The following is a 20,688-nucleotide window of genomic DNA, read 5'->3' on the forward strand; positions in this document are numbered from 1 at the left end:
GGAAAGACTCACCATGAAATTGAAACAAAACAGGCTCTGTATGCTGGCTGTCTGCTCGCTTCTGCTTTCGCATAAATCGGGTGCGGTATCGTTTGATACCTCCCTGCTTGCTGGCGCATCCGGTGAGTCCGATCTGTCACGCTTTTACGAAAACAACGCCATGCCAGCCGGCCCGCAGGAGATGGATATTTACGTCAACGGGGACTGGAAAGGACGCTATACGGTGACGTATGGCGAGCAACGCGATGACGCTCGCCTGGCGTGGAAAGATGCCATGATGCTGGGGATCAATACCAAAGCGATCCCGGCGCCCGCCATTGCCGATGGTCAGGTGCAACTGCACGATCTGGTTCAGGGTGGCGAAGTGAAAACGGACACCAGTACGCTGAGTTTGGCACTCACCGTGCCGCAGGCCGCCGTCTTACGGACCGAAGAGGGGTATGTTGCCCCTCAGTTCTGGGACGAAGGGATCCCGGCGCTGATGCTCTCCTGGAACACCACCTGGTACAACACGCGGACAAAAGGCTCAGCCAAAGAGACCAACGACGATTTTTATGCCGGACTCGATTCCGGCGCCAACCTGCTGGGCTGGCAGTTTCGCGACAGCAGCACCTGGCGCAAATCCGCCAGTGGTGACAGCAGCTGGCAGAATAACACCCGCTACCTGCGCCGCCCGCTGGCGGCGCTGAAATCCAACCTGACGCTGGGCGACTTTTATATTCCGGGCGATCTGTTTGATTCCCTTCGCGTGCGCGGCGTGTCGCTGGCGTCCGATATGAAAATGCGCCCCAACTCACAGCAAGGCTTTTCACCGGTGGTACACGGCGTGGCGCGCACTAACGCCCTGGTGAAGGTGATACAGAACGGTAACGTCATCTATCAGGAGAACGTTCCGCCGGGCCAGTTCACCCTCGACAGCATTCAGCCAACCGGGTCGGCCGGCGATCTGCTGGTGGTGGTGCGTGAAGCCGACGGTTCACAGCAATCGTTCACGGTGACCTTCTCTGCCGTACCGGGCATGCTTAAAGAGGGCGTGAGCGAGTACAGCGTGGTGGCGGGGAAAGTCCATCAAAACACCCTTGAGGCGGATCCGGCGTTCCTGCAGGCCACGCTGCGCTATGGCTTTAATAACCTGATAACCGGTTATACCGGCACGATCGTGAGCGATAATTATCAGGCCGGGCTTATCGGCACCGGCTGGAATTTGCCGTTCGGCGCAGTATCTGTGGATGTTACCCACGCGAAAACCACCCTGCAGGACAGAACCGACAGCGGCCAAAGCTTTCGCGTGTCGTACAGTAAATTTATCGATACCACGGCCACCAACTTCACGCTGGCGGCCTACCGTTATTCCACTAAGGGTTATTACAGCTTTAGCGATGCGCTCTACTCCCGGGAAGGGTATCAGCGCCTGAAAGCGCAGTATGACGAGTATGAGGATCGCTTCGGGGTCGCCCCGGAGATGACGATGAGCACCTGGGATGCCCTGCGCGCCGCGCAACCTAAAAATACCTTCACCCTTAACCTGAACCAGCGTCTGCTCAATAACTGGGGCACGGTGTTTATCTCTGGTACACAACGCGACTACTGGAATTCCAGCCAAACCTCCCGCGAATATCAGGCCGGCTACTCCAACGCCATCGGCCGGGCCAGCTATACCGTCTCCGCCAGCCGGGTGCGCAACAGCGAGCGTGAAGAAGAGACGCGTTTTTACCTCTCCCTCAGCCTGCCGTTCTCGCTGTTTGATAACAACGCGTGGATCACCTCCAGCCTGACGGCCAGCGACTCGCATTATGAGCAGAGCAATATCAGCATGAGCGGCAACGCGCTGGCGTCGAACCGCCTGAGCTATACGCTCTCCGGCAGCAACACGCGGGGCGGAAACAACACCGCCAGCGTGAACACCGCATACCGTGCAAACTTCGCCACGCTGGGCGGCTCATACAGTGAATCCTCCGACTACCGCCAGACAGGGCTGAACGGGCGTGGCAGCCTGGTGGCCGTGCCGTGGCATCTGCTTGCCTCCAACGAAACCGGCAGCACCATGACCATTGTCGATGCGCCGCAGGCGGAAGGGCTGATGGTCAATGGCGACGAAAGTATCGTGACCAACCGTGATGGCGTGGCGCTGGTGCCTTATGCCACGCCGTACCGTAAAAACGCCATCACGTTGTCCGAAACAGCGAACAGCCGCGGGGCGGAAGTGCTGGGTAACATCGCCAATGTCGCCCCTTACGATGGCGCGGTGAATTACATCCGCTTCGAAACCGACCCGCGCCAGTCCTGGATGCTGCGGGCCACCCGCCCCGACGGGGCGCCACTGCCGTTTGGTACCGACGTGCTGAACGAGCGCGGCGAGTCGGTGGGTTATGTTGGCCAGGCCAGCGTGCTCTACATCCGCGCGGAACACCCGCCACGCGTGCTTAACGTCCATTTACGTGGCGGAAACTGCACTATCGCCACACCGGCGTGGGGACTGGAAAGCCCGTCCTCTGTTTGCCATAACTAACGGAACATCAACATGATACGGTTACTGACCTTTCTGTTTCTCGCCTGCGTTAGCGGGGCAAGCTATGCCACCTGTTCCGGGGGCAGTATTTCCTATGGGCCGCCGATCAGCGTCGATCTGTCGGATAAGCTGACGCCCGCCACGCCGACCTGGACCGGGAGCTTCAGCACCCAGTACAGCGGCTCGTTTAACTGCTCAACCGGCAACAGCGAGTTTTCTTACACGCCGATCCTCTCGACCGACAGTAAGTACGCCACCATTCTGGGCTTCAGTAATGACAAATATAGGGTGCGGGCGGAGATCACCAGCACGCATCCCAACAAGACGCTCGCCACGGGCGGTAACCATACGGCCTCTGAACTGAATACGCCGTTTACCGTGCGCTTTACGCTGGTTAGCCAGAGTGGCACCACGCTCACCGGGGACACCGCGACCATGAGCGATGTGCTGTTCGTCAGTGACATGAGCGGCATGTCGTTCTGGGAGATCATCACCTGGCCGATAAACCAGCTGGTGAAAATCGTGCAGTGGCTGTTTAACGGCTTTAAGTGGCCATACGATAACCGGGATATGTTTGGCCAGCCGATGACCATCAAATATGCGCCGAAGCTGACCACCTGCTCTTTCGACAACGCGGGGCTGACGGTTCATTTGCCCACGCTCGGCATCCCTCAGTTGAGCGCCTCCGCGCAGCCAGGGCTGACTCCCTTTACGCTCAACATGAGCTGCCAGAATCTGGGGACGAACGGGACGTCTGACCGGGCAATTGAGATGTTCCTCTCCAGCACCCAACTGCTGTCGACCGACAGTTCCGTACTGGTCGACACCAGCAGTGGTGCCGCGCAGGGCGTGGGGCTGCGGCTGTTTAAGCGGGATAACCCGCAACAGCCGGTCGTCTTCTCGACCTCCACCACCAGCCGCGGGAATGCCACGCTGCTGTTCAACGTGGCGGCGGGCGGTGCACTCAGTAAGACGTTCACCCTGCCCATGGCGGCGTCCTATTATGTCTGGGCACCGGCGAAGGTCAGCCAGGGTAAGCTCAATACGACGGCGACGCTGAATATTATCTACCCCTGATGCACGTACGCCGGGACGCTGTCGTTCCGGCGAATCGACGCTCAACTTCCGATCCGGCCCGCCATCTGCAGATACTTGATGAGTTCACTGTGGTTGGCGAGATTGAGTTTCTTCATCGCATTGTGCTTTTGGGTGGCGATAGTACTGGCCGAGCGGCTTCGCAGCTGGGCAATTTCGGTCACGGTGTAGCCTTCCACAATCAGGTGCAGCACCTCCCACTCCCGGGCGGAAAGCACCGAACGCGAGCGCGCACCGGCGCGCATCATCCCCTTCAGATACGATGAGACTCGCGGTTTAGCCTCCCCGGCCTTCAGCAGCGTCTGTAATTCTCTTTTCAGCTCCCCGGGCTCGTCCTGCAGAGAAAGGGTCAGATCGTATTTCATCTCCAGCACTTTTTTTAATAATCCGTACTGCAATTCCGGAACAAAAAGCACACGTTTTACGTTATATGTTTGGCATAACATATTGAGCCTGCTACTGGTTTGCGCTCCCCATGATTTATGGTTAAACAGATAACTGAACTCGGCGATGACAATATCAACCTGACGTTCAGTAATCGCATCAAAGAGCTGCTCCGTTGATTCTACAATTGCTATTTGCAGGGAATATCCAGGCAGTATTTTACGCAGAGCATCACTTATCATTTCCTGCAGAATATTGATTCTGTAAAACACAATGATCCTGACGGTGAATTCAGTACACATCATATTATTTCATTATTAACACGAATAAAGGAGGGTGATAGTAGTGTAATAAAATCGCACTCACAACTTATTCCCGCCAGGATTTTAACGGCCAGGCTGCTAAAAATCCGGCGTGGGACACGTTTAACGCCAGGAAAAGCACAAAAAATCGTTCTGAAAACGTCAAAAAAAGAGCACTTTGCCCAGAGCAAACCTTATCAGACGGGGTTTTTCAGCATAAAAATCCAATGCTAATGTTATAAGAAGATTAAAAACATTACTTCCAGCATTAAAATATTTTTTGAATTTTATCTTTCACCAATAAAAGGGATTGGCTTTACGGAATGCATTCTCCTGACATACATTTTACGTATCGTCTCACCACGACTTTATGAGTGACCACGCATTTCAAATTACTGCTTTTCTTACACGGACGGGTGCTCAACTTAAGGAGAATGACCATGAAAGAAACAATACAAGTGGCCGTTATTGACAGTTGTGAGTTCACAATGATTGGCCTGCAATATCTTGGCAACCGTGAACCTGACGCGCATCGTGATGTTATTTTCCATGGATTCAGCAATATTGAAGACTTTCTCCTCAGCGAACGTAACTGGGATATCGTTATTTATGATCCGCTGAATATCGGCAGTTTTATGATTACGCCAAATGAAGATATTCTGCGTATTAAAGAAAAGCAGCCAAAGGCGAGGATCTACATCTATTCGTTATCCGTCGGTTTTCTGAAGTTTGCGCATGTGGATGGGGTCATCAATAAGCGCGTTTCGCTGGGTGATATCAAGGCGATGTGGCAAATCCTGATGAGCCAGACGCCAAAAGCGTTAAACCACTACAACGTGAGCATTACAACACGGCAGCGTCCTGCAAGGCTCTCCAATGAGGAAGCCAGCGTGTTGCGGGGTTACTCATGTAACCTGAAAACCAAGCAAATTGCCCGCCAGTTAGGCTGCAACGTCAGGCTGGTTTACTTCTACAAAAACAACGCCATGAATAAACTCAAGGCCGTCCGGGGCCCTTCGTTCTATCAGAGTATCCGCTGGATATTGAATTGACTCTTCGACCGTGTGTCGTTTGCCTTTGTTCCCGTGTCCGCGGGAACCTTTTTTTCTGCAGGTCTCGTCATGTACACCGTCCTTCCCTCTCCCATGCTGCATACCATCACCGGACTGCGGTTTCAGCCTTTAGTCGATTTTCATTCCGGCCAGGCCGTGGCGCATGAGGTGCTGGTAGAGATCCACAACGTGAATCTTGACGTACTCTTCGCTTCGCTCCCCACCCGCTGTGCGCTGCAAATCTTTTTCTGGCAGGCCAACACGCTGTTGCAGATGCCGGACAAAGGCCAGTACTGGCTTAATCTCCCGGCAGACCAGCTGCTTGATGCCAAAGCCATCGGGCTGTTGCTTGCGCTACGACACCAGCAACGCTTAACGATAGAAATTCAGGATCCGTTAACCCTGATCCGCATGAGTGCCACTGAGCAACGCCGCATCCATCACGCGCTGCTTCAGCTAAAAGCGGCTGGCTGGAAAATCTGGCTGGATGATCTGACTCAGGATCTGGCGGATGACTATGCGCGTCTTGCCCTGCCGGTAGACGGCATTAAACTTGACCGCTCAGAGCTGAACACCCCTGCCCGGTTTGACGCATTGGTGCGCTTCGTCAGAGAGAAGATTGCCCGCGCTGTCGTCGTAGAAGGGATTGAGACCGCGCAGGACTTACAGCGAGCCTGCGCGTCGGGGGCACGGTTTGGCCAGGGCTTTCTCTGGCCGGAAAGCCGGATAGACGCCAGCGTGACGGCGTAAATTGCGCTGGCATTACCAGCCCGGTACCGCCCCTCCGTTAAAGATCGTCTCCGCCGCCTTCGCCACCTCCGGTGACTGATAGGACTGGATAAATTCCTTTACGTTCTCTGCGTCTTTATTGTCTTCGCGCGTCACCACAATGTTCACGTACGGCGAGTTTTTATCTTCGATAAAGACGCTGTCGTGCACCGGGGAAAGCCCGGTTTGCTGGATATAGGTGGTGCTGATAATGGCTACATCCACTTTGGGGTCATCCAGTACGCGCGGTAGCTGCGCCCCTTCCAGCTCCATAATGTTCAGCTTTTTCGGGTTGGCGGTGATATCCAGCGCGGTTGGCAACAGACCCACGTCCGGTTTCAGGGTAATCAGCTTCTCTTTTTGCAGCAGGAGCAGCGCGCGACCGAGGTTGGTGGGGTCATTAGGGATGGCAATGGTCGCCCCGTCTTTCAGGTCAGACACGGATTTGATTTTGCGGGAATAACCGGCCATCGGGAAGACGAAGGTATTCGCCACGGCAACCAGTTTGTAGTTATGCGCCTTGTTATCTTCTGCAAGGAACGGACGATGCTGGAAGACATTCGCATCCAGTTCTCCCTGGTTGGTGGCATCGTTGGGCAGCAGCGAACCGCTAAACCCGACCAGCTCCACATCCAGACCGTATTTCTCTTTTGCCACTTTTTTGGCGACTTCAGCCACATCCTGCTCTGCGCCGTTGATCACGCCGACTTTAATGTGTTTGGCATCGCTGCCACGTTGATCGCATCCTGCCAGCAGCAGACCCGCGAGAACCAGAGCACCCAATCGAAGTTTCACAAGACCTATCCTTTTGATGAACGTTTCACTGACTATATCGGCAACGAGGCGGTGAAATAAAAAACGAAAACGAATCAATAAGAAGGATAGGTTATATGCGGTCTATTGCCGGGTGACGCTGCGCTTACCCGGCCTAACTGACGGAGGACGTGTAGGCCCGGTAAGCGTAGCGCCACCGGGCGATGAATCTTGATGCTTGCCGGACTTAAAGCGCTTTCGCCAGATAATGACGCTGCATCCCCGGATACGGATAATCCTGCAAAGACATCTGCAGCTGATACCCCTGCTTTTCATAAAACGGACGCGCCTGGAAGCTGACCGTGTCCACCAGCGCATGCGTACAGCCTTTACGTCTGGCTTCTTCTTCCGCCGTTTTGATAAGCTGGCTGCCCACGCCGGTTCCCCGCACGGTATCGCTCACCCAGAGATAATCAATATTCAGCCATTCACCTTTTCGCACGCCGATTAATCCCCCCAGCATGACGCCCTTTTCGTCTCGCATGTAAACGCCAATATCACCACTGAAGTTCGTCATATCTAAAAACTGGGCGTTGTAAGCTCTTAATCCCACAAATAACTCTTCTTTTTCTGCGGGTGTGACTTTTTCTGTTATGCTCAGGTGCATATTTTTCTCCTTATTTTCCACGCAATCTGAATATCTCACAGGTTAAGCTTCATAAAAACTCCTTATTTCCTCCATTTTTTAAATCCTGAAATATTCATTCAATATGTAAATAAAAAAAGCCTTTCCAAAAGGTGCTCAAAACGTATAATGAGAACGATCATTCTCACTTTTACCCGGTAATCGACGATGAGCACAAAACTGGAAGAACGGCAGAAACAACGTCAGGACGAGATCATCACCGCCGCGCGCCGCTGCTTTCGCGCCAGCGGATTTCATGCGGCCAGTATGTCGCAAATCGCCAGCGAGGCGAAGCTCAGCGTCGGGCAAATTTACCGTTATTTCAGTAACAAAGACGCGATTATTGAAGAGATGATCCGCCGGATTATCGATTCCCGTATAGAGGGAATGCAGGACAAAACGGTGGTGGAAGGGATGCCGCAGGCGCTCGCCTGGCGTCAGACGATTAACGAAGACGACGATGCGCTGATGCTCGAAATGTCCGCCGAGGCGACGCGTAATCCGCAGGTGGCCGCCATGTTAACCGCGGCCGAGGCTCGTATGTTTAGCAACGCCTGTGCGCACCTGAAAAAGCAGTTTCCTCATTTAAGTGATGAACATATTCGCTGCTGCGTGGAGATTACCGCCGTGATGATCGAAGGCACCATTTACCGTCGGCTTACGCCATTAAATGTGCCGTCAGAACAATTAGCGCCGATTTATCAGAATATTTTAAATATGCTTTTCACTGCAAAGTAATCGCATGTGAATAATTAACGGGAACAGGTAATTTCCCGGTTTACCATTTCTGGCTCAGCCAGAGATGCGGTATCGCTGTGCCTTTAAAACGCCCTCCTCCTTGTTAAGCCATTAACAGGGCGGGCATCGTTCACCCTGGAAAAAGATGATGAAAAACATAACAACCTCCATCGCCGCATTACTCCTCCTGACAGGGTGTGATAATGCGCAAACATCTGCTCCCCAACGTCCTCTTCCGGAAGTGGGGATTGTCACACTCATGAGCCAGCCGGTGTCCGTCGTCAGTGAACTGACCGGGCGTACCACCGCTGCAATGAGCGCCGAAGTGCGCCCGCAGGTAGGCGGCATTATCCAGAAGCGGCTGTTCACCGAAGGCGATACTGTGAAAGCCGGACAAGCGCTGTATCAGATCGATCCCTCCAGCTACCGCGCCGCGTTTGATGAAGCCGCCGCGGCGCTGAAACAGGCGCAGGCGCTGGTGCAGGCCGACTGCCAGAAAGCCCGGCGCTATGCGCAGCTGGTGAAAGACGACGGCGTATCGCGCCAGGACGCGGAAGACGCGAAGTCCACCTGCGCGCAGGACAAGGCCAGCGTCGAGTCAAAGAAAGCCGCGCAGGAGAGTGCGCGCATTAACCTCAACTGGACCACCATCACCGCACCGATTGCCGGACGCATCGGCATCTCCTCCGTCACGCCCGGGGCGCTGGTCACCGCCCAGCAAGACACCGCGCTGGCCACCATTCGCGGGCTGGACACCATGTATGTCGATTTAACGCGTTCGAGTGCCGATCTGCTGCGATTACGCAAAAAAACCCTGGCCTCGAACAACGATACGCTGAGCGTCACGTTGCAGCTTGAAGACGGCAGCACCTACAGCGAAAAGGGTCGCCTGGCGCTGACTGAAGTGGCAGTGGATGAATCGACCGGCTCGGTCACCCTGCGCGCCGTCTTCCCGAACCCACAGCATCAGCTTTTGCCGGGGATGTTTGTCCGCGCCAGAGTGGACGAGGGCATCATGGATGACGCGATCCTGGCCCCTCAGCAGGGCATTACCCGCGATGCCAAAGGCAAAGCCACTGCGCTGGTGGTGAACGCCAGCAACAAGGTGGAGCAACGTCAGCTGGAAACGGGTGACACCTACGGCGATAAATGGCTGGTGCTGAGCGGCCTCAAGGCGGGCGACAGGCTGATTGTGGAAGGCACCGACAAAGTCACTGCCGGCCAACAGGTGAAGGCCGAAGAGATGAAATCCAGCGGAGGGAATGCCTGATGTTTTCCCGTTTCTTCGTGCGTCGCCCGGTATTTGCCTGGGTGATCGCCATTCTGATTATGCTCGCCGGGATACTGGCGATCCGCACGTTGCCAGTTGCGCAGTACCCGGACGTCGCCCCGCCGTCGATCAAGATCTCCGCCACCTACACCGGTGCCTCAGCGCAGACGCTGGAAAACAGCGTGACGCAGGTGATCGAGCAGCAGCTCACCGGGCTGGATAACCTGCTCTACTTCACCTCCACCAGCAGTTCGGACGGTTCGGTGAGCATTACCGTCACCTTCGAACAGGGGACCGACCCGGACACCGCGCAGGTCCAGGTGCAGAACAAAGTCCAGCAGGCGGAATCACGCCTGCCGACTGAAGTGCAGCAGTCCGGGATCACCGTCGAGAAATCGCAGAGCAACTTCCTGCTGATCATGGGGGTGTACGACAAAACCGACACCGCCAGCAGCTCGGATATCGCCGACTGGCTGGTCAGTAATATGCAGGATCCGCTGGCGCGCGTGGATGGCGTCGGGAGTCTGCAGGTGTTTGGCGCGGAATACGCGATGCGTATCTGGCTCGACCCGGCGAAGCTGGCGTCCTACTCGCTGATGCCGTCAGATGTGCAAAGTGCGATTGAAGCGCAGAACGTGCAGGTTTCCGCCGGTAAAATCGGCGCGCTGCCCTCGTCGAACGCCCAGCAGTTGACCGCCACCGTGCGCGCCCAGTCGCGCCTGCAGACGGTCGATCAGTTCAAAAATATCATCGTCAAGAGCCAGTCTAACGGCGCGGTGGTACATATCAGCGACGTTGCGCGCGTGGAGATGGGTAGCGAAGATTACACCGCCACCGCGAAGCTGAACGGTCACCCGGCCGCGGGGATGGCGGTGATGCTTTCGCCGGGCGCCAACGCGCTCAATACCGCCACGGCGGTGAAAGAGAAAATCGCCGAATTCAAAAAGTCGATGCCGGAAGGCTACGACGTGGCCTACCCGAAAGACAGCACCGAGTTTATTAAGATCTCGGTTGAGGACGTGATTCAGACCCTGTTCGAAGCCATTATCCTCGTGGTCGTGGTGATGTACCTGTTCCTGCAAAACATCCGCGCCACGCTGATCCCGGCGCTGGCCGTTCCGGTGGTTCTGCTGGGCACCTTTGGCGTACTGGCGCTGTTCGGCTACTCCATCAACACCCTGACCCTGTTTGCGATGGTGCTGGCGATAGGACTGCTGGTGGATGATGCCATCGTGGTGGTGGAAAACGTCGAACGTATTATGCGCGACGAAGGGCTGCCCGCCCGCGAAGCCACCGAAAAATCGATGGGCGAAATTTCCGGTGCGCTGATCGCCATTGCGCTGGTGCTCTCTGCGGTGTTCCTGCCGATGGCCTTCTTTGGTGGCTCCACCGGGGTGATTTACCGTCAGTTCTCGGTCACCATTATCTCGGCGATGCTCCTTTCCGTGGTAGTGGCATTAACCCTGACGCCTGCGCTGTGCGGCTCGATTCTGAGCCACACCGCCCCACATAAGAAGGGCTTTTTCGGCGCGTTTAACCGCTTCTACAGCAAGACCGAGCAGGGTTACCAGAACAAGGTATTGCGCGCGCTGCGCCGCTCCGGTGGCATGCTGGTCATCTACGCCCTGCTCTGCGGCGCGATGGGATTCGCGATGCTGAAACTGCCGGGCAGCTTCCTGCCGACGGAAGACCAGGGCGAAATCATGGTGCAGTACACCCTGCCAGCAGGCGCGACGACGGTCCGTACTGCCGAAGTCAGCCGTCAGGTGCGCGAGTGGTTCCTCACCAAAGAGAAAGCCAACACCAACGTTATCTTCACCATTGAGGGCTTCAGCTTTAGCGGCAGCGGCCAGAACGCCGGGATGGCGTTTGTCTCCCTGAAAAACTGGTCCGAACGTAAGGGCGCTGAAAATACCGCACAGGCCATTGCCCTGCGTGCCACGCAGGAGCTGAGCACCCTCCGCGATGCGACCATCTTTGCCATGACGCCACCGGCGGTGGATGGTCTGGGCCAGAGCAACGGCTTTACCTTTGAGCTGATGGCCAGCGGCGGCACCGATCGCGACACGCTGCTCAAGTTGCGTAACCAGCTGATTGGCGAAGCGAATCAGGATGCCTCCCTGCACGCGGTTCGCGCCAACGATCTGCCGCAAATGCCACAGCTTCAGGTGGATATCGACAACAATAAAGCCGTGTCGCTGGGGCTCTCCCTGAGCGACGTCACCGACACCCTCTCCAGCGCCTGGGGCGGTACCTACGTGAATGATTTTATCGATCGCGGCCGCGTGAAAAAGGTCTATATCCAGGGCGACAGCGACTATCGCGCCGTGCCGTCCGATCTCAACAAGTGGTATGTGCGCGGTAGCGACAGCACCATGACCCCGTTCTCCGCCTTTGCCACCACCCGCTGGGAGTATGGCCCCGAAAGCCTGGTGCGCTATAACGGCTCGGCGGCGTATGAAATTCAGGGCGAGAACGCCAGTGGCGCCAGTTCCGGTACGGCGATGAGCAAAATGGAGCAGCTGGCAAACAACCTGCCATCCGGCAGTACCTGGGCGTGGAGCGGTTTGTCCTTACAGGAAAAACTGGCGAGCGGCCAGGCAATGAGCCTCTATGCCCTCTCGATCCTGGTGGTATTCCTCTGTCTGGCGGCGCTGTATGAGAGCTGGTCGGTACCGATTTCCGTTATCCTGGTGATCCCGCTTGGGGTGCTGGGCGCGGCGATTGCCGCCTCCCTGCGCGGCCTGAGCAACGACGTCTACTTCCAGGTGGCGCTGCTGACCACCATCGGCCTGTCGTCAAAGAACGCCATTCTGATTGTTGAGTTTGCCGAGGCAAAAGTCGCCGAAGGTTACTCCCTGACGCGTGCGGCGCTGCGTGCCGCCCAGACGCGTTTGCGCCCCATCATCATGACCTCGCTGGCATTTATCGCAGGTGTGACGCCGCTGGCGATTGCCACCGGTGCAGGGGCCAACAGCCGGGTAGCGATCGGGACCGGCATTATCGGTGGGACGCTGGCCGCCACGCTGCTGGCAATCTTCTTCGTTCCGTTATTCTTCGTACTGGTGAAACGTCTGTTCTCCGGTAAACACAGCAACCGGAGGTCATAATGTTTCGTTTATCTGTTTTCGTGTTAGCGCTGATGAGCGCGGGCTGCGTCTCTTTAGATCCCACGTCTCAGCGCCCGGCTGCGCCCGTCCCGGCGACGTTGCCGGGTACGCACGGCGAAGCCACCGCCGTGGTGAGCCAGTGGCAACAGGTGATGAACGATGCGCGCCTGAAAGGCGTAGTGACGATGGCGCTCAACAGCAACCGCGACCTGCAAAAAGCGATTGCCGATATCGACGCCGCGCGCGCCCAGTACGGCGAAACGCGATCCTCCCTGTTCCCGACGGTGGACGCGGAGCTGAGCCACACCCGCAGCCGCACGCTGGCAGGCGGTGTCGCGACCAGCGATGAGGCCAACGGCACGGTCTCCAGCTTCGAGCTGGATCTGTTTGGCCGTAACCAGAGCCTGTCACGCGCAGCGCGTGAAACCTGGCTTGCCAGCGAGTTCACCGCCCAGAATACCCGCCTGACGATGGTCAGCGAGTTAACCACCGCCTGGGTGACCCTGGCGGCGGATAACAGCAACCTGGCGCTGGCGAAATCGACGATGGAGAGCGCCGCCAGCTCGCTCAGGATTGTGAAGCGTCAGCAGCAGGTCGGCGTGGCGGCGGCTACGGACGTTAGCGAGGCGATGGCGGTTTACCAGCAGGCGCGAGCCAGCGTGGCGAGCTATCAAACGCAGGTGGTACAGGACAAAAACGCCCTAAATCTGCTGGCGGGCGACACGGTGCCGGGCACTCTGCTGCCGGGCACGCTGGAGAGCCTGAGCGATAACGCCATCACGCTGATCCCGGCAGGTGTGAGTTCAGACGCGCTGCTGCGTCGCCCGGATATTAAGGAGGCGGAGCACAACCTGCTGAGCGCCAACGCCAATATCGGTGCCGCGCGCGCCAACTTCTTCCCGACCATTTCACTGACCGCCAGTGCGGGCGTCGGCAGCGATTCGCTTTCGTCCCTGTTCAGCCACGGGATGAAGGTGTGGTCATTCGCACCGTCCATCACCCTGCCGCTGTTCAGTGGCGGTAACAATCTGGCCCAGCTGCGCTACGCGGAAGCGGAGAAGAAGGGATTGATCGCCACCTACGAGAAAACCATCCAGAGCGCGTTTAAAGACGTGGCCGATGCGCTGGCACGTCGTGAAACGCTCAGCGAGCAGCTTGATGCCCAGCGTGAATACGTGGCAGCCGGGCAAAAAACGCTGGATGTGGCGACCCGCAGCTATCAGGCGGGGGCCGGGGATTATCTGACGGTACTGACCGCGCAGCGATCGTTGTGGTCGGCGCAGTCGTCGCTTATCACGTTACAACAAACCGACCTGGAAAACCGTATCACCCTGTGGCAATCGCTCGGGGGCGGGATTGAGTAACGCGTCCGGGACAATCCTGATACGCGGTGAAGAGAAAATTCATACTTTCGGCTGGCGTCGCTACACTGAATGTAACGATATATTTCTGGGGAAGCACGTGTCTCTTAATGGAGGTTTCGATGAAATCTGCACACCTGGTTTGCCTGCTCGTCTGCCTGCTTTTCGCCGCGTTTGCCCATGCTCAGGAAAAAGACGACCCGGCGCGGGAGGCTCAAATTAAGCAGCAGGTACTCAAAGATGTAAAAAAAGCCTGTACGCCCCAGAAAAAACAGAGCGATAAAGCCTGGCAGGCCATGATTTTATCGTCCGAGGCTAATCAGCTACTGATCAAAAACGCCATCACCGCCGTGAAGCGTGACAACCTGGAGGCCTACTGGGACGCGGTGAGTCAGGTGGATTGTATGGAGGATTATTGAGGGCTGGAAACGTGCTTCTCGCCGGGTGGCGGCTACGCCTTACCCGGCCTGCACAACATTTTTAACGCTTACGCACATCCGGAATGATCAAATCCCCGCGCAGCACGTACGACCCGAGCATTTGCGTTTTTTCCGTCAACCAGCTCACGATGCGCGCCGCCATGGCGTCCATGGAATACTCAATGGCCGGGATCACCGGAATGCCCGGCAGATGCAGCGATCCAGCAAGGCTGAAGACCATGATGTCCTCCGGCACCGATTTATTAAACGCCTGCAACTGCGGGATCACCCGCTGCGCTTCCTGTTCGTCCGCCACCAGTAACGCGTTGAAATTCAGCGTGCTGGCGTTATTCAGCAGCTCCTGCAGCGCCACGGATGAGGAGGTGGCGTCCATAAACACGAGGTTGCGGTTGAAGGGCAGGAAATTTTTCTCCAGCGCATGTTTGTAGCCCAGCAGCACCTGATCGGCAAAGCCGCTACCGTGCGGATGGATCAGGGCAATCTGGCGGCGTCCCTGGCTGGTAAGGTAGTTACAGGCGGTTTCGGCGGCGAAGGCGTGATCGAACTGGATGCTGTTGGGATTTTCTGAGCCCATACAGTCAACCAGGATGACGTTATCCATGTCGATATCCAGTGGAAAACGCGCGCCAATCACCAGAATGTCATCGCAAAGCCCACAGGAGAGCTCTTCCAGAGCGTGCAGCACATCCGCTTTGCTATGGGCGAAGCGCAGCAGCAGGTGTTTTTGATGCTGGCTGAGCTGTTTTTCCAGCGCATAGAGATAACCGGTGGTCTGGTTAATATTCTCCTGCGCGCAAATCACCCCGATACACCCCGTCGACTGGCTCAGCAGCGACTGCGCAATCACATTGGGCCGGTAGTTCAGTTCATCTACCGCTTTCAGAACGGCCTGACGGCTGGCTTCCTTTACGCCACGCGACCCACTCAACACTCGCGATACCGTGGCTTTCGATACCCCGGCAAGACGTGATACATCATTGATTGTCGACATCTTTTTCCCCTGACAGGCTTACCTCGCGCCTGCAAAATCCATTACCGCTACGGCTCACATTATAGCCAGAAGGGAGTATATCCGTTTCCGTTTTCCATGGAAACCGATTTTCCGTTTCCACTCAAAATGATGTCAAAACAGCCAAATTTTGTGACGCGCATCGGGTTAATTAGCCTCATATATAAGGGATCTTGATGGTTGTCACACTTCTGTCTTTTATAAATGGAAACCGGTTTCCATATGATATCCAATCATCATCGCAATATCTATTTACATTTTGAGGATGGTTGTCGATGTTCAAGATTATGCTCTGCTGCTCTGCCGGGATGTCCACCAGCCTGCTGGTCAGCAAAATGGTCGATGTGGCGAAAGAACGCGGTTTGCCGGTGAAGATTGATGCGTACGGCGTTTCCGAATTTGATACGCAGTTTCCGCAATATCAGGTTGTGCTTCTCGGACCGCAAGTGAAATACATGTTACAGACACTCTCAGACAAGGCGGCCACGAAAGGCATTCCGGTCCAGCCCAGCGATATGATGGACTACGGCATGCAACGTGGCGATAAAGTACTGGACTATGCTCTGTCGCTCATCGAAGCGGCACACTAAAAGGTGTTCACATGAGTTCGTTATATCAATCCATGGTCGCGGTGATTGAGCAGTCAATTACCCCGCTGGCCGCGAAGCTCGGTCAGCAGAAGTATGTGATTGCCATCCGCGACGGCTTTACCGCCGCGCTACCGTTTATGATCATCGGCTCGTTTATGCTGGTGTTCATCTTCCCGCCGTTCTCGGCGGTACCACCAACAGCTTTGCCCGCGGCTGGCTGGATTTCTCCCAGACCTATCGCGAACAGCTGATGCTGCCGTTTAACCTCAGCATGGGCGTGATGACCTTCTTCATCTCGGTGGGAATTGGGGCGAGCCTGGGGCGTCAGTTTAACCTCGACCCGGTGATGTCCGGCCTGCTGGCCTTTATGGCCTTCCTGCTGGTGGCCGCGCCGTATGCGGACGGTAAAATCTCCACCCAGTATCTGTCCGGTCAGGGGATTTTCACCGCGCTGATCACCGCCATCTATGCCACCCGCGTCTATGCGTGGCTGAAGCAGAACAACGTGACCATCCGCCTGCCGAAGGAAGTCCCGACCGGCGTGGCGCGTTCGTTTGAGATCCTGATCCCGGTGATGGTGGTGATTGGCACCCTGCATCCGCTGAACCTGTTTATCGAGGCGCAGACCGGCATGATCATCCCGCAGGCGATTATGCACCTGCTGGAACCGCTGGTCTCTGCGTCTGACTCGCTGCCTGCCATTCTGCTCTCCGTGCTGCTGTGCCAGATCTTCTGGTTCGCCGGTATCCACGGCTCGCTGATTGTCACCGGCATCATGAACCCGTTCTGGATGGCAAACCTGTCGGCAAACCAGGCGGCGCTGGCGGCCGGTGCAGCACTGCCACACGTCTACCTGCAGGGCTTCTGGGATCACTACCTGCTGATTGGCGGCGTAGGCTCCACGCTGCCGCTGGCCTTCCTGCTGCTGCGTAGTCGGGTAACGCACTTACGCACCATCGGCAAAATGGGCGTTGTGCCAAGCTTCTTTAACATCAACGAACCGATCCTGTTCGGCGCGCCCATCATCATGAACCCGATGCTGTTTATCCCGTTCGTGTGTGTGCCGCTGGTGAATGCGTGCCTGGCGTACGCGGCAACCAAACTGGGCTGGCTGGCACAGGTGGTATCGTTAACGCCGTGGACCACGCCCGCACCGATTGGCGCCTCATGGGCCGCCAACTGGGCGCTGAGCCCGGTGGTGATGTGTCTCATCTGTATGGTGATGTCAGCGCTCATGTACCTGCCGTTCCTGCGGGCTTACGAGCGTACGTTGATGAAAAACGAAGAGCAGAAAGCTCAGGCAACCGTCGGTGCCGCTGAGACCGCAAGCCATTAAGTCAAAGAGGAAGCGTCATGAAATATACCTTTCCCGATAATTTCTGGTGGGGCAGCGCAAGCTCCGCTCTCCAGACCGAAGGGACACGAGAGGGTGAAACCACATGGGATTACTGGTTTTCCCGCGAGCCGAACCGTTTTCACAACGGCGTGGGGCCGCAGCATACCTCCACGTTTTATCAGCACTGGAAAACGGACATTCAGCTGTTAAAACAGCTGAACCACAACAGCTTTCGCACTTCCATAAGCTGGGCACGCCTGATCCCCGACGGTATCGGTGAAGTGGATCCAAAGGCGGTCGAATTTTATAGCCAGGTCATTGATGAGCTGATCGCGCAGGGCATTACGCCGTTTATCACCCTGTTCCATTTCGACATGCCGATGGCGATGCAGGAGATCGGCGGCTGGGAAAACCGGGAGGTAGTGGACGCTTACGCCCGCTATGCGCAGATTTGCTTCGACCTGTTTGGCGACCGCGTGCTGCACTGGTTTACCTTTAACGAGCCGATTGTCCCGGTTGAGGGCGGTTATCTGTACGATTTCCACTACCCGAACGTGGTGGATTTCCGTCGGGCGGCCACCGTGGCGTATCACACCGTGCTGGCCCACGCGAAGGCCGTCCAGGCCTACCGCGCCGGACATTACGCGGGGGAGATCGGCATCGTGCTCAACCTGACACCGTCCTACCCGCGCTCGCAAAACCCGGCGGACGTGAAGGCGGCGCACATCGCGGATCTGATGTTTAACCGCAGCTTCCTCGACCCGGTTCTGTGCGGTGAATACCCGGCCGATCTGGTGGCACTGCTGAAATCTTACGACCAGCTTCCCGCCTGTAAACCGGAGGACAGCTTCCTGATTGCGGAAGGGAAAATCGACCTGCTCGGCATTAACTATTACCAGCCTCGTCGCGTGAAGTGTCGCGACAGCGCGGTGAACCCGCAGGCGCCGTTTATGCCGGAGTGGTTCTTTGATAACTACGAGATGCCGGGCCGCAAGATGAACCCGTACCGTGGCTGGGAAATTTACGAGCCGGGTATTTACGATATTCTGGTTAACCTGCGCGACAATTACGGCAACCCACGCTGTTTTATTTCTGAAAACGGAATGGGCGTCGAAAATGAGCAGCGCTTTATTGAAAATGGCCAGATAAACGATCAATACCGTATTGATTTTATTTCCGGACATTTAACCTGGCTGCATAAAGGTATTAGCGAAGGGTGCAATTGCCTTGGCTACCATATGTGGACCTTTATTGATAACTGGTCGTGGTGTAATGCGTATAAAAACCGCTATGGCTTTGTCCAGCTCGATTTAACTACGCAACAGCGCACCATTAAAAAGAGCGGAGAGTGGTTTGCCGCCACCTCTTTACATAATAGTTTCGATAAATAGCGAGAAAGACGATGGTTGCCTTAGAAGAAGCCGTGATGGAAATCATCGTCAATGCGGGTCAGTCGCGCAGCCTGTGCTTTGAAGCACTGCACGCTGCGCGGCAGGGCAACATTGACGAAGCCAAAAGCCTGCTGCGCGAAGCCGATGGCTACGCGCGCCAGGCGCACAAGATGCAGACCAAACTCATTGAGCAGGATGCGGGTGAAGCCCGTCAGCCGATGACGTTAATTATGGTACACGCGCAGGATCATTTAATGAATTCATTACTGGCGCGTGAATTATCCGAAGAAATTATTCATTTATATCAGAGATAATCTATGGCGAAATAACGAGTAATACCTCTGTACCTTAAATAGAAATCCACTTGTTCTGATGATAGCGACATACTCTGTCAGATCGGAGCGGGATGGTTATTGTCTGAATAAAATTAAACTATATTGAGATAACCATGACTACCCTAAAAAAACTTCCATTAACCATGGCGGTTATCGCCGCGCTTTGCCCAATTTCTGTACTCGCACAGGAATTTACACAGGAACAAATCGACGCCATTGTGGCAAAAGCGGTGGATAAAGCCCTCGCGGAGCGTCAGGCCAAAATGGATGCCGCGGTCGCGAAAAAAGCCGACGTGGTGACGGAGCCGCAAAGCGCGGCGCAATCCCCGGATATGGCCATTCCGTTCGGCATTAAATTTACCGGCTACGCCCGCTACGGCGCGCACTTCCAGGCCGCTGACCAGAAATACGTGGCGGTGGACGGTTCCTATAACGGGGCATCAGCCATCGGTCGTCTGGGTAACGAAGGCAACGGCGGTGAATTCCAGCTCTCCAAGGCCTTCAAGGGTGACAACGGCGCCATCTGGGACATCAACGTGATGATCGATCACTGGGGCGATGAAGTTAACCTGAAAAAAGCCTACGCGGGGGTGACCAACATTATGGCCTCCAACCCGAACGCCTACTTCTGGGCCGGTCGTGACTTCCACCAGCGTCCGCAGCAGGGCATTAACGATTACTTCTGGATGAACCACGACGGCCAGGGCGCCGGGGTGAAGAACTTCGACATCGGCGGCGTGCAGTTTGACGTGGCCGCCGTGGCGGCGGTGGAATCCTGTAGCCCGGAAGTCATGGAAGACGAAGCCAACCCGTCGCGCATCACCTGTACCGGCGGGTCCGGCACGGGCGACAAAGGCAACTACGCCGCGACGTCAAAAATTCACGGCATGAAGGTCGGTCCGCTGGATCTGGAGCTGTACGCCAACTACGGCTTTGACTCAAAAGCGGTTGAAAGCGACGAGCGTCTGAACGCCTGGCAGGGCGGCGTGGTGCTGAGCCACACTAACGACAGCGGCGTGAATAAGGTGATTGCCCGTTACTCTGATAACGCGGACAACAGTGTGTTCAATAAAACCGAGGATCTGACCACGGTCTATGCCAGCTTCGAAGGGCTGTATAAATTCACTCCGGCCACGCAGGTGGAGTACATCCTCGCCTTCCACGACTACGACAACAGCCGTGATAAAACGGACAACCGTAAGAACTACAACGCCATTGTGCGTCCGATGCACTGGTGGAACGACGTTCACTCCACCTGGCTGGAAGCGGGCTGGCAGCATGTGGACTACGACAACGGCGGCGACAACAAGGGCTGGAAGCTGACCCTGTCGCAGAACATGTCTATCGCCATGGGGCCGGAGTTCCGTCCGATGCTGCGCTTCTACGTCACCGGCGGCAAAGTGGATAACGAACGCACCGCCCGCGTGAACAATACCAAAGACGAAACGCTGGACGACTTCAACGTCGGCGCAATGTGGGAGGCGTGGTTCTAAGGTAAAAGCAAAACGGCAACGAGCGTTGCCGTTTTTAGTGTTTGCTCCCTCTCCCCGTGGGAGAGGG

The 20,688-nt window shown here is 56.1% G+C and carries 17 protein-coding genes and 1 pseudogene; 14 read left to right on the forward strand and 4 right to left on the reverse strand.

What is annotated here, in order from left to right; all coding sequences use genetic code 11:
• Positions 1-13: 13 nt before the first annotated feature.
• Together ACTJJI_RS16955 and ACTJJI_RS16960 are read left to right on the forward strand one after the other, a co-directional pair.
• Positions 14-2,509 carry a fimbria/pilus outer membrane usher protein gene (locus ACTJJI_RS16955; protein ID WP_440654930.1) on the forward strand — a complete coding sequence of 832 codons (2,496 nt, stop codon included), beginning with the start codon at positions 14-16 and terminating at the stop codon, positions 2,507-2,509.
• A gap of 12 nt (positions 2,510-2,521) precedes the next feature.
• Positions 2,522-3,586 carry a fimbrial protein gene (locus tag ACTJJI_RS16960; protein ID WP_046888810.1) on the forward strand — a complete coding sequence of 355 codons (1,065 nt, stop codon included), beginning with the start codon at positions 2,522-2,524 and terminating at the stop codon, positions 3,584-3,586.
• A gap of 41 nt (positions 3,587-3,627) precedes the next feature.
• On the opposite strand, the gene ACTJJI_RS16965 is transcribed toward ACTJJI_RS16960, so the two are convergent.
• Positions 3,628-4,230, reverse strand: a complete 603-nt coding sequence (locus tag ACTJJI_RS16965) for a response regulator transcription factor (protein ID WP_225738784.1) — start codon at positions 4,228-4,230, stop codon at positions 3,628-3,630.
• Positions 4,231-4,730: 500 nt separating this feature from the next.
• Between ACTJJI_RS16965 and ACTJJI_RS16970 the strand changes: the two genes are divergently transcribed.
• Together ACTJJI_RS16970 and ACTJJI_RS16975 are read left to right on the forward strand one after the other, a co-directional pair.
• Positions 4,731-5,342 (forward strand): helix-turn-helix transcriptional regulator, encoded by a 612-nt coding sequence (locus tag ACTJJI_RS16970; RefSeq protein WP_163281566.1) that lies wholly within the window; start codon positions 4,731-4,733, stop codon positions 5,340-5,342.
• Between the two features lie 69 nt (positions 5,343-5,411).
• Complete coding sequence (locus tag ACTJJI_RS16975; RefSeq protein WP_014830079.1) at positions 5,412-6,092, forward strand: EAL domain-containing protein; 681 nt, start codon at positions 5,412-5,414, stop codon at positions 6,090-6,092.
• Between the two features lie 12 nt (positions 6,093-6,104).
• Here the strand turns inward: ACTJJI_RS16975 and nlpA are convergent, their stop codons facing one another.
• Positions 6,105-6,905, reverse strand: coding sequence for a lipoprotein NlpA (gene nlpA / locus ACTJJI_RS16980; protein WP_014830078.1), 801 nt, complete (start codon positions 6,903-6,905; stop codon positions 6,105-6,107).
• A gap of 205 nt (positions 6,906-7,110) precedes the next feature.
• Complete coding sequence (locus ACTJJI_RS16985) at positions 7,111-7,530, reverse strand: GNAT family N-acetyltransferase (protein WP_063411737.1); 420 nt, start codon at positions 7,528-7,530, stop codon at positions 7,111-7,113.
• 186 nt (positions 7,531-7,716) lie between these two features.
• Between ACTJJI_RS16985 and ACTJJI_RS16990 the strand changes: the two genes are divergently transcribed.
• From ACTJJI_RS16990 to ACTJJI_RS17010, 5 genes are all read left to right on the forward strand, one after another.
• Positions 7,717-8,286, forward strand: a complete 570-nt coding sequence (locus ACTJJI_RS16990) for a TetR/AcrR family transcriptional regulator (RefSeq protein WP_014830076.1) — start codon at positions 7,717-7,719, stop codon at positions 8,284-8,286.
• A gap of 148 nt (positions 8,287-8,434) precedes the next feature.
• Complete coding sequence (locus tag ACTJJI_RS16995) at positions 8,435-9,556, forward strand: efflux RND transporter periplasmic adaptor subunit (protein WP_219280424.1); 1,122 nt, start codon at positions 8,435-8,437, stop codon at positions 9,554-9,556.
• On the forward strand, positions 9,556-12,666 hold the full coding sequence (locus tag ACTJJI_RS17000; RefSeq protein ID WP_014830074.1) for an efflux RND transporter permease subunit: 3,111 nt from the start codon (positions 9,556-9,558) through the stop codon (positions 12,664-12,666). Before ACTJJI_RS16995 ends, ACTJJI_RS17000 begins: the two co-directional genes overlap by 1 nt.
• A complete protein-coding gene (locus ACTJJI_RS17005; protein ID WP_440654935.1) occupies positions 12,666-14,030 on the forward strand; it encodes an efflux transporter outer membrane subunit in 1,365 nt (454 codons plus the stop codon). Before ACTJJI_RS17000 ends, ACTJJI_RS17005 begins: the two co-directional genes overlap by 1 nt.
• A gap of 119 nt (positions 14,031-14,149) precedes the next feature.
• Positions 14,150-14,446, forward strand: a complete 297-nt coding sequence (locus ACTJJI_RS17010; protein WP_013094824.1) for a YicS family protein — start codon at positions 14,150-14,152, stop codon at positions 14,444-14,446.
• 61 nt (positions 14,447-14,507) lie between these two features.
• On the opposite strand, the gene ACTJJI_RS17015 is transcribed toward ACTJJI_RS17010, so the two are convergent.
• Positions 14,508-15,458, reverse strand: coding sequence for a LacI family DNA-binding transcriptional regulator (locus ACTJJI_RS17015; RefSeq protein WP_013094823.1), 951 nt, complete (start codon positions 15,456-15,458; stop codon positions 14,508-14,510).
• A gap of 293 nt (positions 15,459-15,751) precedes the next feature.
• Between ACTJJI_RS17015 and ACTJJI_RS17020 the strand changes: the two genes are divergently transcribed.
• From ACTJJI_RS17020 to ACTJJI_RS17040, 5 genes and pseudogenes are all read left to right on the forward strand, one after another.
• Complete coding sequence (locus tag ACTJJI_RS17020; protein ID WP_440654938.1) at positions 15,752-16,066, forward strand: PTS sugar transporter subunit IIB; 315 nt, start codon at positions 15,752-15,754, stop codon at positions 16,064-16,066.
• 11 nt (positions 16,067-16,077) lie between these two features.
• Positions 16,078-17,402, forward strand: a pseudogene (locus ACTJJI_RS17025) (PTS sugar transporter subunit IIC).
• A 17-nt stretch (positions 17,403-17,419) separates the two neighbouring features.
• Positions 17,420-18,793 carry a glycoside hydrolase family 1 protein gene (locus tag ACTJJI_RS17030; protein ID WP_440654940.1) on the forward strand — a complete coding sequence of 458 codons (1,374 nt, stop codon included), beginning with the start codon at positions 17,420-17,422 and terminating at the stop codon, positions 18,791-18,793.
• A gap of 11 nt (positions 18,794-18,804) precedes the next feature.
• Positions 18,805-19,107, forward strand: coding sequence for a PTS lactose/cellobiose transporter subunit IIA (locus ACTJJI_RS17035; protein WP_014830069.1), 303 nt, complete (start codon positions 18,805-18,807; stop codon positions 19,105-19,107).
• Positions 19,108-19,241: 134 nt separating this feature from the next.
• Positions 19,242-20,621: a carbohydrate porin gene (locus ACTJJI_RS17040; RefSeq protein ID WP_014830068.1), complete on the forward strand. Its 1,380-nt coding sequence runs from the start codon at positions 19,242-19,244 to the stop codon at positions 20,619-20,621.
• Positions 20,622-20,688 lie beyond the last annotated feature (67 nt).

This window comes from Enterobacter sp. 22466, assembly GCF_052044775.1.
Lineage (GTDB): Bacteria > Pseudomonadota > Gammaproteobacteria > Enterobacterales > Enterobacteriaceae > Enterobacter > Enterobacter dissolvens.